Raw genomic sequence first — 17084 nt, forward strand, 5'->3', positions numbered from 1 at the left:
ATTTATGATGCAGCTATCCGCCTTGCAGCCTTACGGAGGGCACTGAAATGGCCCAGGAACTCTACACCCGCACCAACCAGAAACTGTTCTTCGCAGGCCTCGCCCTGGAGTCGATGGCCAAGGCCGAACAGAGCCAGGCCATGAACGCTCAAGGCCTGGTCCAAGCTGAGCGCGAGTCGGCGCTGTTTCACCTGTACGGCGCGCTGCTGGGGCTGTGTCATGAAATCGGTGGTTTCTACCGCCTGCCGGTGGTGGCTTCGGTCGAACAGGCGCTGGCCGACGATGCGCTGAACAACATCGCCATTCCTGAAGTTGCGGAGATGCTCGAGTTGGTTCGCCAACGCGAAACCTGGTTGGCGCAATTGCTCAGCGCTTATGCCGATTTGTTCCGACCACCGGTCGCGAAAAAAGCAGCAAAAACCGACGTCACCCAGCCGCTGATTCAGGCCGTCAATCTCGATGAGCCCGAGCATCCTGCGCTTTCACGGGAAGAGCTGGAAAGCTGGCGTAATAACCTCAAAGGCTTGGTGAGACGTTTCCGCGACGCGTTGAGTGAGTGCTGATAGCCGCAACGGCTGGTACACTAACGGCCTTTCGTGGAGAACAGCCCTATATGTCTACGTCGTTTCTGGAAATTGTCGAGTTGCCTGATGGCCGTATCGAGCTGCGTCGCGCCGAGGATGAAGGCTCCCTGGTAACCCTGGATTTCTCGGAAGACGCCAAGGCGTTTCTGCAGGGGCAACATGTCGAGGTCGCCAAGGCCATGCTGAGCGTTGGCGTGCAGATGGCAGGTCGCCTGATAGATGGTGAGCTGGAACGCGACGAAGGGCCGCGCGTACTGCACTAAAGCTCGCGTTTGCACTGCTTCACAGGCAAAGCCTGAACATCAGCCGAGGCGGATGTTCAGGCTTTGTGCGTTTCCGGCACTGGCTGCGCGTACCAGTTGTTGGCGAGCGGTAGCGTTGACGCTGCCAAGCCAGCTGACGACTGTGTGGCTGCGGCCCAGGCGCAGCGCTTCGCAGGCCAGTTGCAGCGCGCTCTGATTGCCGCGGGGATGCAGCAGCAGGATCCGTTCGCGGTTCAGCCCGGCATCACGCAGCCAGGCCTGGGTCAGGCTGGCCGGTGGGGCGATCAGCGTCAGCCAGCGGGCTTCTTCCTCTTCGCTCAGCTCACGCAAAACCGGTGCCAACAGGCTTTGGCAGTGCTCGGGGGCGCCACGCAGAGACAGCTCGCTGAACAGTTCCGGATGGCTGCTCTTGCGTGCCTGCTCGCTGGCCTTCAGGCCTGGCAGTACCGGCTGGGCGAGGAACGCTTCGAACAGCGGAAGCTGGACTTGCTGATGTGCTTGGATGGACTGCTGCATGACGCCTCCTGGATCAGCGGCGAATGACGCCGACACTCAAACCCTCGATCACCAGTTCCTGTTCTTTCAGGTCGACTTCGATGGGGGCGAACTCGGGGTTTTCGGCGATCAGCCAGACCTTGCTGCCTTCGCGCTTGAAGCGCTTGACGGTGACTTCATCGCCGATGCGAGCGACGACGATCTGGCCATTACGGGCCTCGCGGCAAGTGTGCACTGCCAGCAGGTCGCCGTCGAAGATGCCGACGTCCTTCATGCTCATGCCGTGCACGCGCAACAAATAGTCGGCACGGGGGTGGAAGAAGGTCGGGTTGATGTTGCAGGATTGCTCGATGTGCTGCTCGGCGAGGATAGGGGCGCCAGCAGCTACGCGGCCGATGATTGGCAAGCCGTTTTCTTCGGCCTTGGCCTCGAAGCCCGGGATGCGGATGCCACGGGAAGCGCCCGGGGTCATTTCGATCGCGCCTTTGCGGGCAAGGGCCTTGAGGTGCTCCTCGGCGGCGTTCGGCGACTTGAAACCCAGCTCCTGAGCGATTTCCGCACGCGTCGGTGGGAAGCCGTTGTCTTCGAGGCAGCGTTTGATGAAGGCCAGGATCTCGGCTTGGCGTGGCGTCAGTTTCAACATGGCAGGCGCTCTGTCTTTTTATACAGTGACTGGAATTATATACAGTACTGGATGCGCTGCAAGCACAAAGCAGCGGGAAATACCCAGGATGACGCTTGCAGCCTGCAGTCTGGCGCTTTTAAATGGCGACTGCCCAGTCACCGAGCCTTGACATAAGCAGGCCTGAAACGTATGTTTCAAACACCTGTTTGTCTCTGTCTGGCGGAGTAGTGATGGCCCAATCTGAAACCGTTGAACGCATCCTCGATGCTGCCGAGCAGCTGTTCGCGGAACGAGGCTTCGCGGAAACCTCATTGCGGCTGATTACCAGCAAGGCCGGGGTCAACCTCGCAGCGGTCAACTATCATTTCGGCTCGAAAAAAGCCCTGATCCAGGCCGTCTTCTCGCGCTTCCTCGGGCCGTTCTGCGCCAGCCTCGAACGCGAGCTGGAGCGGCGTCAGGCCAAGCCTGAACAGAAACCCAGCCTCGAAGAGCTGCTGGAAATGCTGGTGGAGCAGGCGTTGGTGGTGCAGCCGCGCAGCAACAACGACCTGTCGATCTTCATGCGTCTGCTGGGCCTGGCCTTCAGTCAGAGCCAGGGCCACCTGCGGCGCTATCTCGAAGACATGTACGGCAAGGTGTTCCGCCGCTACATGCTGCTGGTCAACGAAGCCGCACCGCGCATTCCGCCGCTGGAGCTGTTCTGGCGCGTGCACTTCATGCTCGGCGCCGCAGCGTTCAGCATGTCCGGGATCAAGGCATTGCGCGCCATTGCCGAGACCGATTTCGGGATCAACACCTCGATCGAGCAGGTCATGCGCCTGATGGTGCCGTTCCTGGCCGCCGGCATGCGTGCCGACACCGGTGTCACCGACAGCGCCATGGCCAGCGCCCAGCTGCGCCCGCGCAGCAAGACGGGCAGCGCCACCGCCAAGGCCTGAAGGCTGGGCGGGGCAGGGCGCTTCGGCTAAGCTAGCGCCCATGCCTGACCTCGATTTCCTGCACATCTCCCTTGCCGACCAGCGCCTCTACGGCTTTGCCCAGGGCCAGCTGCGCGTGCGCCTCGCGGTATCCACTGCGCGCAATGGCGCGGGTGAGCGTATCGGCTCGGGTTGTACGCCGCGCGGGCTGCACCAGGTGCGTGCACGGGTCGGCGCGGGCTTGCCGGTCAATGCCGTGCTGCAAGGCCGGCGCTGGACCGGCGAGGTCTGGTCGCCGGCGCTGCACGCGCAGCATCCCGGGCGTGACTGGATCCTGACCCGCATCCTCTGGCTCAGTGGCTGTGAGCCGGGCATCAACCGCCTGGGCAATGTTGACACCTTTCGCCGCTACATCTATCTGCACGGCACTCCGGATACGGAACCCTTGGGCGTGCCGCTGTCCCATGGCTGCATACGTTTGCGCAACACCGATCTGCTTGGCCTGTTCGAGCGCGTTCCGGCGCATTGCCCGGTGCGTATCGACGAGGCCGCCTGCCCCCAGTGGGCTTCACTGAATCTGCAATGAAGGATTGCCTATGACCGCCAGCCTGCAAGGCTCCCTGATGGTGGATATCGCCGGTAAATGGCTGACTGCCGAGGATCGCCAGCTCCTGCGCCAGCCGGAAGTGGCCGGCCTGATCATATTTGCCCGCAACATCGACAGCCCGCGCCAGGTGCGCGAGCTGTGCGCATCGATCCGCGCGATCCGCCCCGACCTGATCCTGGCGGTCGACCAGGAAGGCGGGCGGGTACAGCGCCTGCGCCAGGGCTTCGTGCGCCTGCCGGCGATGCGCGCGATCGCCGACAATGCCAATGCCGAGTACCTGGCCGAGCAGTGCGGCTGGCTGATGGCGACCGAAGTGCTGGCGGTCGGCCTGGACCTCAGCTTCGCTCCGGTGCTCGACCTCGATCACCAGCGCAGCGCGGTGGTTGGCAGCCGTGCCTTCGAGGGCAACCCTGAGCGCGCCACGCAGCTGGCCGGCGCGTTCATTCGCGGCATGAATGCCGCGGGCATGGCGGCCTGCGGCAAGCACTTCCCGGGGCATGGCTGGGCCGAGGCGGATTCTCACGTGGCGATTCCTACCGACGAGCGCAGCCTCGAGCAGCTGCGCCAGGCGGACCTGGTGCCGTTCTCCCGCCTCAGCGGGCAACTGGCGGCGGTGATGCCGGCGCATGTCATCTACCCGCAGGTCGACAACCAGCCGGCCGGGTTCTCGCGGCGCTGGCTGCAGGACATCCTGCGCGGCGAGCTGGGCTTCGACGGGGTGATCTTCAGTGACGACCTGTCCATGGCCGGTGCGCATGTGGTCGGTGATGCCGCCAATCGCATCGAGGCGGCGCTGAGCGCCGGTTGTGACATGGGCCTGGTGTGCAACGACCGGGCGGCGGCCGAACTGGCATTGACCGCAGCACAGCGCTTGAAGGTCACGCCGTCGCCGCGTATTGCGCAGATGCGTGGGCGTGGCTTTGCGCGTACCGATTATCGCCAGCAGCCGCGTTGGCTGGAGGCCCTGGGGGCCTTGAAGGACGCACAGCTGGTCGATTGACTGTGCTGGCCTCTTCGCGGGCTTGTCCCGTGAAGAGGCCGGTACAGGCTATCGGGCTCGCTTGCCAGGCAGCGGCGCAAACAGTGCGTCGATCTCATCATCACCCAGCCGCCACTGCCCCGTCTGCCCACCATCGAGCAGGCTTGCCGCCAGCGCCGCTTTCTCCTGCTGCAGCGCCTGGATTTTCTCTTCCACCGTCCCCCGGGTAATCAACTTGAACACGAACACCGGCTTGTCCTGGCCGATCCGGTAGGCGCGGTCGGTCGCCTGGTTCTCGCTGGCCGGGTTCCACCACGGGTCGAAGTGGATCACGGTGTCCGCAGCGGTCAGGTTCAGCCCCACGCCTCCAGCCTTGAGGCTGATCAGGAACACTTCGCTGTCGCCCTGCTGGAACTGCTGCACCGGTGTGCGCCGGTCGCGGGTGTCACCGGTGAGCAGGCTGTAGCGGATCTTGCGCTTTTCCAGCTCCTGCTCGATCAGTGCCAGCATCGAGGTGAACTGCGAGAACAGCAGGACCCGGCGCCCCTCGCTGAGCAGCTCTTCGAGCATCTCCAGCAGCGCGCCGAGCTTGCCCTTGTCGGCCTGGCTGCCCTTGGTCTCGACCCCTTTGACCAGGCGCAGGTCGCAGCACACCTGGCGCAGCTTGAGCAAGGCGTCGAGGATCACGATCTGGCTGCGCGCCGCACCATTGCGGGCGATTTCGTCGCGGACCTTCTTGTCCATTGCCACGCGCACCGCCTCGTAGGTGTCGCGCTGGGCGTCACTGAGCTCGACCCAGTGAACCATTTCGGTCTTGGCCGGCAGCTCGGTGGCCACCTGTTCCTTGGTGCGGCGCAGCAGGAACGGGCGCACCCGGCTGACCAGGTGGGCCAGGCGCTCGGTGTCGGTGTGGCGTTCGATCGGGGTGCGGTAATCCTGGTTGAAGCGTTTCACGTCACCCAGCCAGCCGGGCATGAGGAAGTGGAAGATCGACCACAGCTCCCCCAGGTTGTTTTCCATTGGCGTGCCGGTCAGGCACAAGCGCTGGTTGGCCTGCAGCTCGCAGACGGCGAGGGCGGCCTTGCTGGTGCTGCTCTTGATGTTCTGCGCCTCGTCCAGCACCAGCACATGCCAGGTTTGCGCGCGCAGGTGTTCCAGGTCGCGTGGTACCAGGGCATAGGTGCTGAGCACCAGGTCGTATTCGTGCAGCTTGGCGAAGTGCTTGCTGCGACCCGGGCCGTGCAGGGCCAGTACGCGCAGGTCGGGGGCGAAACGTCGGGCTTCGTCGAGCCAGTTGGGCACCAGGCTGGTGGGCATCACCGCCAGTGCCGGAGAACTCAGGCGCCCGGACTGTTTTTCCAGCAGCAGGTGAGCCAGGGCCTGCAGGGTCTTGCCCAGGCCCATGTCGTCGCCGAGGATGCCGCCGGTGCCCATTTCGCGCAGCGCCTGCAGCCAGTTCAGGCCCTGCTGCTGGTAGGGCCGCAAGGTGGCGTTGAGCCCGCTCGGCACTTCGACCTGCAGGTCGCGGGCATCGCGCAGGCGCCGGCCGAGGTCGCGCACATGGGCGCCGCCTTCCCAGTGCAGCGGCAGGTGCTCGATGTCGTTCAGGCGTGCGGCGTCGGCGCGGTCCATGCGCAGGGTCGGGCCGACCGCATCCTCGTGCAGGTACAGCTCGCCTAGGGTGCCCATCACCGCCTTGATGCGGCCGTAGGGCAGGGCGACGCGCAGCGCCGGGCTGTCCAGGCGGCCGCGGTTGAGGTCGATCAGCAGGTGCTCGTCGTCGCTGCGCCGTGCCAGCTCGCTGGGGCGCAGCAGCTCGGGGTTGCTGCGCAGCAGTTGCAGCACGATCGGCAGCAGGCTGTGACGCTGGCCTTCGACCACGATGCCCAGTTCCAGGTCGAACCATTCATGCCCTGGCGCCTCGTCGATGCTGGCGTACCAGTCGTCCACGTCCTGCAGGTTGAAGGCGAAATCGCGGTGGATGTCGATGTCCCAGCCAGCCTCACGCAAGCGTGGCAGGCCGTCGCGGGCGAAGCGCAACCAGGCTTCGTCGTCGGGCAGCTGGAGCATTTCGCCAGCACTGTCGGGCAGGGCCTTGCTCTGCCGGGTGGCGGGCTTGAAACCGAGGTCGCGCAGCATCTTGCGCAGCGCCTGCTCGGCCTGGGGCTGGCGGCGGACGCGCTGGCTGGTGGCGTCGACCAGGCGGGTCAAAGGCTTGTCGTCGCTGCCGCTGGCGCGCAGGCCGTCGTAATCGAACGCCAGCGCGGCGCGGTGCTGCATCTGCCGTTGCATGCGCCCGGTCTTGGGCATGTAGGCGCTGAATTCGAGGCTGCCGAGGGTCAGGTGTGGCCTGGGCTGCAGATCGTCGATGAGTTGTTCGTCCAGCGTTGTCGGCGTGGGGAGTTGGTGGTTCAAGGCGTTGAGCTTGTGGCTGAGAGGCACGACGAGGTGTTCCGGGACATCAGGAGCGATGGTCAGTTGCAGGGCAATGTGTGGATCGAGGCTGTGCTCGATCTTGCCCACTTCACTGCTCGAAAAATCGAAATAATAAAGTGGCAGTAGCGCAATCACACAGCTCAGCGGTGTTTCGCCGTGATACCAGATGCCGCGATAGTGACCATTATCCAGCCGCACCCAGCGGAATTCGGCCGCAAGCGCAGGCCCCTCGCGCAGCAGCGGCTTGTTCTCGTCGCACAGCATGCGCCCGGTATCCAGCGCGCGCTGGAACAGTTCGCCGCCTTCCTGGCCTCTGAGCTGGTAGCCGCGGTCCTGGCTACCGGTCTGATTCAGTGCCGAGAGCAGGCGCAGGATGCGGATGTCTTCTTCCTTGACGAAGCGCGGGGGCTCGTAAAGGAATTCGTACAGTGACTGCACGCGGCTGTAGCGCAGGCCCTGCTCTTCGCGCATGCCTTTGCGTACCCGCAGCGCGCAGCCGGGTTCTTCGGTCAGCCTGAGCTGGTAGCAGACCATGCGCCCGCGTTTGTCTTGCGCGTCGGGGGGCGCCTGCGCGGGTTGCTCGAGGCCTTTCAGCCAGCGCTGCAGGTCGGCCGGCAGTGCGTCACCGCCATCTTTCGGCGCTGGCTGCGGTTCGCTCAAAACGAACAATGCGGCGGCGCAATGCTTGCAGTTCTGCCCCACCGGGCAGCTGCACTGGCCGCGTACGTGGCAGCGGCCAGCCAGGGCAGTGAGGGTGATCTTCTGCCGATAGGGGCTGCCTTCGCTGCCACGACAGGTAGCTTCGATGAGCGGGCCGCTGCAGTGTTCGATTTCCACCCGGTCTTCCCGGGCGTAACGCTCGCCGCGCTGCAGAACCGGGTCGGTGAACGACTGGGTCCAGTTCGGGTACTCGCGCAGCAACTGGTGAGCGTCGCGGGTCATTGAATCACTGCTCCATCATCTCCGGGTCCATCACGGGCATTTTCGGCGTGCCCGGTGGCGTGACCTTCAGCAGCAGCGCCAGGTGGCCGCCATCAAGGAAGGTCAGCTGGCCGCCTTTCATGTTGCTGTTGCTCTGCTTGAACTGCTCGCTTTGCAGCACGTTACCGTTGTTGTCGAGCTGGTTGACCCAGAAGTTGGCCTCCACGGCGATAAAGCGGCCGGCGGTGATGCCCAGGTTGCCCTCGATGGGGAAGTGGCCGAACTGCTCGTTGCCGGCGCCCAGGGCGATGCGGCTTGTGTCGTTGCTGACCGGCTGCTGCCAGGCCTTGTGCAGCAGCACGGTGTAGTCGGCGGTGGCCTCCAGCCGGGTGGCCTCGTCCTGCAGGGCCAGCGGGCGTTCGGCGCCCTTGTCCAGGCGCGGGGCGCCTGCGCTCCAGTCTTCCGGGGCGAACGGGCTGGTGAAGGCAGGCACGCTGTTCTGCCGCACCAGGATCATTTCCACCTGATACATCCCTTCGGCAAAGGCGGCTGGCGCGAACAGCGCGAGCAGCAGGGTCAGGCAACGGATGGCACGCATGGATCTTCCTTAGGCAGGCTGTGGGGTCAGGCGCTCGAACAGCGCCTCCAGGGTATTGAAGCGTTCTTCGGGGCGTTCCATCGGTACCAGGAAACGGAACTGCGTCGCGCCCTCGAACTTGTAGCGTTTGGGCTGGCCCTGGATCAGCTTGATCAGGGTCAGCGGATCGACTGGGGTTTCGGCCTCGAATTCGAGCTTGCCGCCGTTGGGGCCGGCGTCGACCTTCTTGATGCCGAGGGTTTCCGCCTGCAGCTTGAGCTGGGTCAGGCGCATCAGGTTCTTGGTCGGCTCGGGCAGCAGGCCGAAGCGGTCGATCATCTCTACCTGCAGGTCCTTGAGGCCTTCTTCGTCGGCCGCCGAGGCGATGCGCTTGTAGAGGATCAGGCGGGCATGCACGTCGGGCAGGTAGTCCTCGGGGATCAGCGCCGGCAGGCGCAGGTTGATTTCCGGGCCGCCACCCAGCGGCTGCTCGAGGTTTGGCTGGGTACCCTTGCGGATGGCCTTGACCGCACGTTCGAGCATTTCCATGTAAAGGGTGAAGCCCACCGCCTGGATCTGCCCGCTCTGGCCTTCGCCAAGCAGCTCGCCGGCACCGCGGATTTCCAGGTCGTTGGTGGCCAGCACGAAACCGGCCCCGAGGTCCTGGGTGTTGGCGATGGCCTCCAGGCGCTTTTCGGCGTCGGCGCTGATCTTCTGCCGCTGCGGCGTCAGCAGGTAGGCGTAGGCCTGGTGGTGGCTGCGGCCAACCCGGCCGCGCAGCTGGTGCAGCTGGGCCAGGCCGAACTTGTCGGCGCGCTCGATGACGATGGTGTTGGCACTGGGCACGTCGATGCCGGTCTCGATGATGGTCGAGGCGATCAGCACGTTGAAGCGCTTGTGGTAGAAGTCGCTCATCACCTGTTCCAGTTCGCGCTCACGCATCTGCCCGTGGCCGATCCCGATACGCGCTTCCGGAACCAGCTCGGCCAGCTCGGCGGCGCACTTCTCGATGGTCTTCACATCGTTGTGCAGGTAGTACACCTGGCCGCCGCGCAGCAGCTCACGCAGCAGCGCTTCCTTGACCGTGCTCTTGTTCTGCTCCATGACGAAGGTGCGCACCGACAGGCGCCGCGCCGGCGGGGTGGCGATGATCGACAGGTCGCGCATGCCCGCCACCGCCATGTTCAGCGTGCGCGGGATCGGCGTGGCGGTCAGGGTGAGGATGTCCACTTCGCTGCGCAGGGCCTTGAGCTGCTCCTTCTGGCGCACGCCGAAACGGTGTTCCTCGTCGATGATGGCCAGGCCCAGGTCCTTGAAGCGCACGTCATCCTGCAGCAGCTTGTGGGTGCCGATGAGGATGTCGATCTTGCCTTCGGCGAGGTCGGCGGCCGCAGCGGCCACTTCTTTGGCCGACTTGAAGCGGCTCATCACCTCGACCTTCACCGGCCATTCGGCGAAGCGGTCGCGGAAGCTGTTGTAGTGCTGCTGGGCGAGCAGGGTGGTCGGCACCAGCACCGCCACCTGGCGGCCGCTGTGCACGGCGATGAAGGCGGCGCGCATGGCCACTTCGGTCTTGCCGAAGCCGACATCGCCGCACACCAGGCGGTCCATCGGCTTGGGTGCCAGCATGTCGACCCGCACCGCCTCGATGGCCGCTTGCTGGTCGGGGGTTTCCTCGAACGGGAAGCCTGCGCTGAAGGTGGCATAGTCGGCAGCCGGGTCGGCAAACGCATAGCCCTTGCGCGCGGCGCGGCGAGCATAGATGTCGAGCAGCTCGGCAGCCACGTCGCGGACCTGTTCGGCGGCCTTGCGCTTGGCTTTCTGCCAGGCTTCGGAGCCCAGCCGGTGCAGCGGCGCCAGGGCGTCATCGCTGCCGGTGTAGCGGGCGATCAGGTGCAGGTTGGCCACCGGCACATACAGCTTGGCGCCCTCGGCGTATTCCAGGGTGAGGAATTCGGCGGCCTGGCCGTCGATCTCCAGGGTAGCCAGGCCCAGGTAGCGGCCCACGCCATGGTCGATGTGCACGACCGGCGCGCCTTCGCGCAGCTCGGTGAGGTTCTTGATGACCGCGTCGTTGGCGGCCTCGCCGCGCTTTTCGCGGCGTCGGCGCTGCATCACGCGCTGGCCGAACAGCGGGCTTTCGGCGACCAGGGCGACGGCCGGATCGTCCAGCAGCAGGCCGTCGTCGAGCGGGGCGATGGTGATCGCCAGGCGCTCGCGGCCGGTAATGAAGTCGGCCCAGCTGTCGACCGTCTGCGGGCGCAGCTTGAGGCGCTCGAGCAGCTCCAGCAGCACCTCGCGGCGGCCCGCCGATTCAGCGGTGAACAACACGCGGCCGCTGAACTGGTCGAGGAACTCGGCCAGCGCCGCCAGCGGCTGGTTGGCCTTGGCTTCGATGGCCAGGTTGGGCAGGGCGCGTGCCGGGAAGCGCTCGCGGCCGGCACCGGCTTCGATGTCGTCGGCGCTGACCACCACCCGTGGCCACTGCTTGAGCTGGGCGAAGCAGTCTTCCACGGGCAGGAACAGTTCGGCGGGCGGCAGCAGTGGGCGGGTCAGGTCGCCACGGCGTTCTTCATAGCGCCCGCGCACGTCGTTCCAGAAGTGCTCGGCCGCCTGCTCGACGCCCGGCAGCGAGAACACCTGGGTGTCGGCGGGCAGATAGTCGAACAGGGTCGAGGTTTCTTCGAAGAACAGCGGCAGGTAGTACTCGATGCCGGCGGGAATGATGCCGCTGGCCAGGTCCTGGAAGATCGCGCTGCGGCGGAAGTCGACATCGAAGCGCTCACGGAAGCGCGCCTTGAAGCGGGTCACCTCTTCCTTCTGCATCGGGAATTCGCGCGCCGGCAGCAGGCGGATCGAGTCGACCTTGTCGATCGAGCGCTGGGTCTCCGGGTCGAAGGTGCGCAGGGTCTCGATCTCGTCATCGAACAGGTCGATGCGATAGGGCAGCTTGCTGCCCATCGGGAACAGGTCGATCAGGGCGCCACGCACGGCGAACTCGCCATGCTCGTAGACCGTGTCGACGCAGCGGTAGCCGGTGGCTTCCAGGCGCGTGCGCATCTGTTCGACATCGATGGTCTGGCCCACGTCCAGCACCAGGCTGCTGCCCAGCAGGAAGCGCGTGGGCGCCAGGCGGTGCAGGGCGGTGGTGATCGGCACTACAAGAATGCCGTGGCTCAGCTCCGGCAGCCGGTAGAGGCTGGCGATACGCTGGGAAATGATGTCCTGATGCGGCGAGAACAGGTCGTAGGGCAGGGTTTCCCAATCGGGGAACGGCAGCACCGGCAGGTCCGGGGCAAAGAAACGAAGTTCCTGTTCCAGACGATCGGCCGCCTGGCTGTCGGCGGTCAGCAGCAGGGTGAAGCGGCCCGCGCTGCTGGCGGCCTCGGCGATGGCCAGGCTGAGGGCGGCACCGGGCAGGTTGCCCCAGGTTTGTTTGCCGGCCGTGGCCGACATTTGCGGTAGGCGCAGAACTGACACGGGAGATTGCACTCCAAGCGTTGCGGCAAAGAGATCGATTGTACCGGTGACAGTGCCTGCTGTCAGGCTTCGCAGGCCATGAACAGCGGGCTTTGCCATCGGCGACAGGCGCTCATTGCCGGTTACGCGCAGGGGCGTCATAATGTAGCCCCTTTTTTCTGTCCCTACATGTGGAAGGTTCCCGTGACTCAGAAGCCCGACCAGTGTCTTGGTGAGTGGATTGATCGTGAAGCTCTGGCTGAAGCGATGATCCCGCTTATCGGTCAGCTCTACCGCAACAACAACGTGGTGAGCTCGATTTATGGCCGTAGCCTGATCAACCGTTCGGTTATCTCGATCCTCAAAGCCCACCGCTTTGCGCGTCACCGTCAGACCGACGAGACCGAACTGTCCGTACACGAGACATTCCCCCTGCTCAAGGCCATGAGCGAGCTGAAACTGGGCGCCGCTTCGGTCGACCTGGGCAAGCTGGCCAACAAGTTCAAGCAGGAAGGCAATGGCCGTACTGCCGAGCAGTTCGTCCGTGAAGAGCTGGCCGACGTGGTTGGCCAGCAGAACGCATCGGCCCGCAAGGGCACCGACGTCGTCCTGTACGGCTTCGGCCGCATCGGCCGCCTGCTGGCGCGCATCCTGATCGAGAAGACCGGTGGCGGCGACGGCCTGCGCCTGCGTGCCATCGTCGTGCGCAAAGGCGCCGAGAACGACCTGGTCAAGCGTGCCAGCCTGCTGCGCCGTGACTCGGTGCACGGCCCGTTCGATGGCACCATCACCATCGACGAAGCCAACAACACCCTCACTGCCAACGGCAACCTGATCCAGATCATCTACGCCAAGAGCCCGAGCGAAGTCGACTACACCCAGTACGGCATCGACAACGCGCTGATCGTCGACAACACCGGCGTATGGCGTGATGCCGACGGCCTGGGCCAGCACCTGGCCTGCCCGGGCGCCGCCCGCGTGATCCTCACCGCGCCTGGCAAGGGCGCGCTGAAGAACATCGTGCACGGTATCAACCACGGTGACATCACTGCCGATGACAAGATCATCTCGGCAGCGTCCTGCACCACCAACGCCATCGTGCCGGTGCTCAAGGCCATCAACGACCAGTACGGCATCGTCAACGGCCACGTCGAAACCGTTCACTCGTTCACCAACGACCAGAACCTGATCGACAACTTCCACAAGGGCAGCCGCCGTGGCCGTGCCGCGCCGCTGAACATGGTCATCACCGAAACCGGCGCCGCTACCGCTGCCGCCAAGGCACTGCCAGTGCTCAAAGGCAAGCTGACCGGCAACGCCATTCGCGTTCCGACGCCGAACGTTTCGATGGCCATTCTCAACCTGAACCTCGAGAAGCCGACCACCCGCGACGAGATCAACGAGTACCTGCGCCAGACCGCCATGCACTCGGAACTGCACAAGCAGATCGACTACGTCAGCTCGCAGGAAGTGGTTTCGACCGACTTCGTCGGTTCGCGCCACGCCGGTGTGGTGGATGCCGAGGCGACCATCGCCAACGACAACCGCGTTGTCCTGTACGTCTGGTACGACAACGAATTCGGCTACAGCTGCCAGGTCGTTCGCGTGATGGAAGAGATGTCGGGTGTGAACCCGCCAGCGTTTCCACGCTGATTCGCTTGTAAGCGCATGAAAAAACGGGAACCTTCGGGTTCCCGTTTTTTTATCCAGATTTTGTGTTGTCTGTACTGGCCTCATCGCGGATAAATCCGCTCCTACACAATCGGTGCATATCCTGTAGGAGCGGATTTATCCGCGATGAGGCCAGCACAGGCAACCGAGAACCCGACCCTTGCGCACAGCCCTCCTGTTCATTCTGATGCTCCTGACTGCCTGCAACCAGGGCCCGACCCTGGAGCGCCTGGGCGGCCCGACCATGGGCAGCAGCTACAGCATCCAGTACGTTCGCGACCCCGGCGGCCCGGCGCCGGCTCAGGTCCAGGCGGCGGTCGAGGCTATCCTCAACGATATCGATCAGCATTACTCGACCTACCGCGGCGACTCCACAGTCAGCCAGTTCAACCTGCTGCCCGCCAACCAGTGCATGGCCTTGCCGCCCGACATGCTCGAACTGGTCGCCTTCGGCCAGCACCTGGCCGAACTGAGTGACGGTGCTTTCGACCTCACCGTCGAGCCGCTGCTCGACCTCTGGGGCTTCGGTCCGCAGGCCCGTCACGAGCAGGTGCCCGACCCGCAGGCGCTGGCCCAGGCCCGCCAGCGCGTCGGTTATCGCCACCTGCGCATCGATGGCCAGGCACTGTGCAAGGACGCCCCGGTACAACTGGACTTCAACAGTATCGCCGCTGGCCATGCCGTCGACCTGATCGCCGAGCGCCTGCGCGCCATGGGCGTGGCCAGTTTCGTCGCCGAAGCCACCGGCGAGCTCAAGGCCGTGGGCCGCAAGCCCGATGGCAGCCCCTGGCGCATCGCCCTGGAACTGCCCCGCGAAGACCATCAGATCGCCCGCCAGATCATTGCGGTCAATGGCTTGGGGGTGTCGACCTCGGGTGACTATCGCCACTATTTCGAGGAGAATGGCCGGCGCTATTCACACACCTTCGATGCCCGCCTGGGGCGCCCGGTCGACCACGACCTGGCCGCGGCCACCGTGCTCGATGCCTCGGCGCTGCAGGCCGATGGCTATTCGACCTTGCTGTTGATCCTGGGGCCGGAGCGCGGTTGGAACTTCGCCGTGGCCCATGATCTGGCTGCGGTTTTGGTGACTCGGGCCGAGGGTGGCTTCGTCTCCCGAGCGACCCCTGCATTCGATCAGGCGGTGAAAGGCGATTGAAAGCGTTGGCAGGGATGATCGCCGCCAGGGATCGGTGAATGACATGTAGTGCAGGCAAAATTGGCCTACGACGCGACCAAGGGTTAATGTGCGCGGCGTTCACGCTTGATTAGACTGCACCCGAATTTTCTCATGACGCCCAGGCGGCATGATCGAGTCCCGCGGGTAACCGTAACCCCGGGCCAGTTCTGAAGGAGTACGCATGGCTGTCTATAACTACGACGTAGTGGTGCTGGGTTCCGGCCCGGCCGGTGAAGGCGCGGCAATGAACGCCGCCAAAGCGGGGCGCAAGGTGGCAATGGTCGACAGCCGCCGTCAGGTCGGCGGCAACTGCACCCACCTGGGCACCATCCCGTCCAAGGCGCTGCGTCACTCGGTGCGGCAGATCATGCAGTTCAACACCAACCCGATGTTCCGTGCCATCGGTGAGCCGCGCTGGTTCTCCTTCCCCGACGTGCTCAAGAGCGCCGAGAAGGTCATCGCCAAGCAGGTTGCATCGCGCACCGGCTACTACGCCCGTAACCGCGTCGATGTGTTCTTCGGCACCGGCAGCTTCGCCGACGAGCAGACCGTCGAAGTGGTCTGCCCCAATGGCGTGGTCGAGAAGCTCAACGCCAAGCACATCATCATCGCCACCGGCTCGCGCCCGTACCGCCCGGCCGACATCGACTTCCACCACCCGCGTGTCTACGACAGCGACACCATCCTCAGCCTCAGCCACACCCCGCGCAAGCTGATCGTCTATGGCGCCGGCGTGATCGGTTGCGAATACGCCTCGATCTTCAGCGGCCTTGGCGTGCTGGTAGAGCTGGTCGACAACCGCGGCCAGCTGCTGAGCTTCCTGGATTCGGAAATTTCCCAGGCGCTGAGCTACCACTTCAGCAACAACAACATCACCGTACGCCACAACGAAGAGTACGAGCGGGTCGAAGGCCTGGAAAACGGGGTGATCCTGCACCTGAAGTCGGGCAAGAAGATCAAGGCCGACGCCCTGCTGTGGTGCAACGGTCGTACCGGCAACACCGACAAGCTGGGCCTGGAGAACATCGGCATCAAGGTCAACAGCCGTGGCCAGATCGAGGTCGACGAGGCCTACCGCACCAGCGTGCCGAACATCTACGGCGCCGGCGACGTGATCGGCTGGCCGAGCCTGGCCAGTGCTGCTCACGACCAAGGCCGTTCGGCCTCTGGCAGCATCGTCGACAACGGCAGCTGGCGCTTCGTCAACGACGTGCCGACCGGCATCTACACCATCCCGGAGATCAGCTCGATCGGCAAGAACGAGCAGGAGCTGACCCAGGCCAAGGTGCCGTACGAAGTGGGCAAGGCGTTCTTCAAGGGTATGGCGCGCGCGCAGATCGCCGGCGAGCCGCAAGGCATGCTGAAGATCCTGTTCCACCGCGAAACCCTGGAAATCCTCGGCGTGCACTGCTTCGGCTACCAGGCCTCGGAAATCGTTCACATCGGCCAGGCGATCATGAACCAGCCGGGCGAGCAGAACAATCTGAAGTACTTCGTCAACACCACGTTCAACTACCCGACCATGGCCGAAGCCTATCGGGTAGCTGCCTACGACGGCCTGAACCGGCTTTTTTGAGCGGCTCCGGCCGGTGGCCTGAGCCGGTCGGGGAGACCGATTTCAGCCCTACCCGAGGGTGGTCTTGGCCAAACCGGGAAAGTCTGTAATCAGGCTGTCCACGCCAAAGTCAGCGAGCCGGCGCATCAGTGCCGGTTCGTTGACCGTCCACACCGACACATGCAGACCCTGGGCCTGGGCTTTGAGCAGGCGCTCGGGGGTGCACAGTGTCCAGTTCAAAGCCAGCATTTCGCAGCCATAGTTCTGCGCGACCTTCAACGGGTCGAGCCAGGCGTACTCGGCAACCAGTCCGCGCTTCACATCCGGTACCAATTCTTGCGCCGCGCTCAGCACTTCGCGTGAGCTTGAGGTGATGGTGACCTTGTCCAGCAGGCCGTATTGCTGGGCCAGTTCGCGGATAGCCAGCACGGTGGTGGCGGCACGGGTGCGCGAGGCGCTCTTGACCTCCAGCTGCCAATGCTCGAACGGGCACTTCTCGAACAGCTCTTCGAGTTTCGGAATAGGGCAGGGCTGCACGTGGCCCGGGCCGCCCTTGCGGGCATCGATCTTGATCAGCTCGGCGGCCGGGTGTTCGACCACCTTGCCGCGTCGGCCGGTGGTGCGCTTGAGGGTAGGGTCGTGGATCACCATCAGCTCGTTGTCGGCCGACAGGTGCAGGTCCAGTTCGCAGCGAGTCACGCCGTGGGACAGGCACTGCTGAAAACTCTTCAGGGTATTTTCGGGGGCTTCGCCCTTGGCGCCGCGGTGGCCGTAGATCAGGGTCACGTTCGTTCCTTCAAATCAGGGGGATAGGG

General features: G+C 64.5%; 14 protein-coding genes. 8 read left to right on the forward strand and 6 right to left on the reverse strand.

Translation table 11 applies throughout. The features are described 5' to 3' along the window. Positions 1 to 47: 47 nt before the first annotated feature. Positions 48 to 563 (forward strand): DUF6586 family protein, encoded by a 516-nt coding sequence (locus tag ACIPZ8_RS00310; RefSeq protein ID WP_103449819.1) that lies wholly within the window; start codon positions 48 to 50, stop codon positions 561 to 563. A gap of 50 nt (positions 564 to 613) precedes the next feature. Further along, positions 614 to 847 carry a hypothetical protein gene (locus tag ACIPZ8_RS00315; RefSeq protein ID WP_133970879.1) on the forward strand — a complete coding sequence of 78 codons (234 nt, stop codon included), beginning with the start codon at positions 614 to 616 and terminating at the stop codon, positions 845 to 847. 39 nt (positions 848 to 886) lie between these two features. Here ACIPZ8_RS00315 and sulA read toward each other — a convergent pair whose 3' ends face one another. Continuing rightward, positions 887 to 1363, reverse strand: coding sequence for an SOS-induced cell division inhibitor SulA (gene sulA / locus ACIPZ8_RS00320; RefSeq protein WP_400719051.1), 477 nt, complete (start codon positions 1361 to 1363; stop codon positions 887 to 889). A 13-nt stretch (positions 1364 to 1376) separates the two neighbouring features. After that, a complete protein-coding gene (lexA, locus tag ACIPZ8_RS00325; protein WP_261940922.1) occupies positions 1377 to 1985 on the reverse strand; it encodes a transcriptional repressor LexA in 609 nt (202 codons plus the stop codon). Positions 1986 to 2197: 212 nt separating this feature from the next. On the opposite strand from lexA, the gene ACIPZ8_RS00330 reads away from it, so the two are divergent. From ACIPZ8_RS00330 to nagZ, 3 genes are read left to right on the forward strand one after another with little or no spacing between them, the layout of a single operon-like run. After that, on the forward strand, positions 2198 to 2905 hold the full coding sequence (locus ACIPZ8_RS00330; protein ID WP_400719054.1) for a TetR/AcrR family transcriptional regulator: 708 nt from the start codon (positions 2198 to 2200) through the stop codon (positions 2903 to 2905). A gap of 40 nt (positions 2906 to 2945) precedes the next feature. Further along, positions 2946 to 3470 (forward strand): L,D-transpeptidase family protein, encoded by a 525-nt coding sequence (locus tag ACIPZ8_RS00335; RefSeq protein ID WP_400719056.1) that lies wholly within the window; start codon positions 2946 to 2948, stop codon positions 3468 to 3470. 22 nt (positions 3471 to 3492) lie between these two features. After that, positions 3493 to 4491 (forward strand): beta-N-acetylhexosaminidase, encoded by a 999-nt coding sequence (nagZ, locus tag ACIPZ8_RS00340; protein WP_400719716.1) that lies wholly within the window; start codon positions 3493 to 3495, stop codon positions 4489 to 4491. A gap of 48 nt (positions 4492 to 4539) precedes the next feature. Here the strand turns inward: nagZ and ACIPZ8_RS00345 are convergent, their stop codons facing one another. The 3 genes from ACIPZ8_RS00345 to mfd are packed head-to-tail and all read right to left on the reverse strand — an operon-like array spanning position 4540 to position 11884. After that, a complete protein-coding gene (locus ACIPZ8_RS00345) occupies positions 4540 to 7848 on the reverse strand; it encodes an SNF2-related protein (RefSeq protein WP_400719058.1) in 3309 nt (1102 codons plus the stop codon). A gap of 4 nt (positions 7849 to 7852) precedes the next feature. Next, positions 7853 to 8425 carry a CsiV family protein gene (locus ACIPZ8_RS00350; protein ID WP_400719060.1) on the reverse strand — a complete coding sequence of 191 codons (573 nt, stop codon included), beginning with the start codon at positions 8423 to 8425 and terminating at the stop codon, positions 7853 to 7855. A gap of 9 nt (positions 8426 to 8434) precedes the next feature. After that, the gene (gene mfd, locus ACIPZ8_RS00355; RefSeq protein ID WP_400719061.1) at positions 8435 to 11884 is read right to left on the reverse strand and encodes a transcription-repair coupling factor; all 3450 of its coding nucleotides are present in this window, start codon (positions 11882 to 11884) and stop codon (positions 8435 to 8437) included. A gap of 168 nt (positions 11885 to 12052) precedes the next feature. Here mfd and ACIPZ8_RS00360 point away from each other — a divergent pair, with 168 nt between their 5' ends. The 3 genes from ACIPZ8_RS00360 to sthA all read left to right on the forward strand — a co-directional run bounded on the left by ACIPZ8_RS00360 (position 12053) and on the right by sthA (position 16290). Beyond that, the gene (locus ACIPZ8_RS00360; RefSeq protein WP_159409522.1) at positions 12053 to 13516 is read left to right on the forward strand and encodes a glyceraldehyde-3-phosphate dehydrogenase; all 1464 of its coding nucleotides are present in this window, start codon (positions 12053 to 12055) and stop codon (positions 13514 to 13516) included. Between the two features lie 178 nt (positions 13517 to 13694). Beyond that, positions 13695 to 14693 (forward strand): FAD:protein FMN transferase, encoded by a 999-nt coding sequence (locus ACIPZ8_RS00365; protein ID WP_400719062.1) that lies wholly within the window; start codon positions 13695 to 13697, stop codon positions 14691 to 14693. 202 nt (positions 14694 to 14895) lie between these two features. Further along, positions 14896 to 16290 (forward strand): Si-specific NAD(P)(+) transhydrogenase, encoded by a 1395-nt coding sequence (sthA, locus tag ACIPZ8_RS00370; protein ID WP_400719064.1) that lies wholly within the window; start codon positions 14896 to 14898, stop codon positions 16288 to 16290. Between the two features lie 48 nt (positions 16291 to 16338). On the opposite strand, the gene ACIPZ8_RS00375 is transcribed toward sthA, so the two are convergent. Next, positions 16339 to 17055, reverse strand: a complete 717-nt coding sequence (locus ACIPZ8_RS00375; protein WP_400719066.1) for a glycerophosphodiester phosphodiesterase — start codon at positions 17053 to 17055, stop codon at positions 16339 to 16341. Positions 17056 to 17084: the final 29 nt, after the last annotated feature.

The sequence above is a fragment of the Pseudomonas sp. NPDC089422 genome, from assembly GCF_044749405.1.
Lineage (GTDB): Bacteria > Pseudomonadota > Gammaproteobacteria > Pseudomonadales > Pseudomonadaceae > Aquipseudomonas.

Bases quoted from the DNA above. Each gene is read 5' to 3' on its own strand.
- ACIPZ8_RS00310 (WP_103449819.1), top strand. From the start codon at position 48: ATGGCCCAGGAACTCTACACCCGCACCAACCAGAAACTGTTCTTCGCA.
- ACIPZ8_RS00315 (WP_133970879.1), top strand. From the start codon at position 614: ATGTCTACGTCGTTTCTGGAAATTGTCGAGTTGCCTGATGGCCGTATC.
- sulA (WP_400719051.1), bottom strand. From the start codon at position 1,363: ATGCAGCAGTCCATCCAAGCACATCAGCAAGTCCAGCTTCCGCTGTTC.
- lexA (WP_261940922.1), bottom strand. From the start codon at position 1,985: ATGTTGAAACTGACGCCACGCCAAGCCGAGATCCTGGCCTTCATCAAA.
- ACIPZ8_RS00330 (WP_400719054.1), top strand. From the start codon at position 2,198: ATGGCCCAATCTGAAACCGTTGAACGCATCCTCGATGCTGCCGAGCAG.
- ACIPZ8_RS00335 (WP_400719056.1), top strand. From the start codon at position 2,946: ATGCCTGACCTCGATTTCCTGCACATCTCCCTTGCCGACCAGCGCCTC.
- ACIPZ8_RS00345 (WP_400719058.1), bottom strand. From the start codon at position 7,848: ATGACCCGCGACGCTCACCAGTTGCTGCGCGAGTACCCGAACTGGACC.
- ACIPZ8_RS00350 (WP_400719060.1), bottom strand. From the start codon at position 8,425: ATGCGTGCCATCCGTTGCCTGACCCTGCTGCTCGCGCTGTTCGCGCCA.
- ACIPZ8_RS00360 (WP_159409522.1), top strand. From the start codon at position 12,053: ATGTGGAAGGTTCCCGTGACTCAGAAGCCCGACCAGTGTCTTGGTGAG.
- sthA (WP_400719064.1), top strand. From the start codon at position 14,896: ATGGCTGTCTATAACTACGACGTAGTGGTGCTGGGTTCCGGCCCGGCC.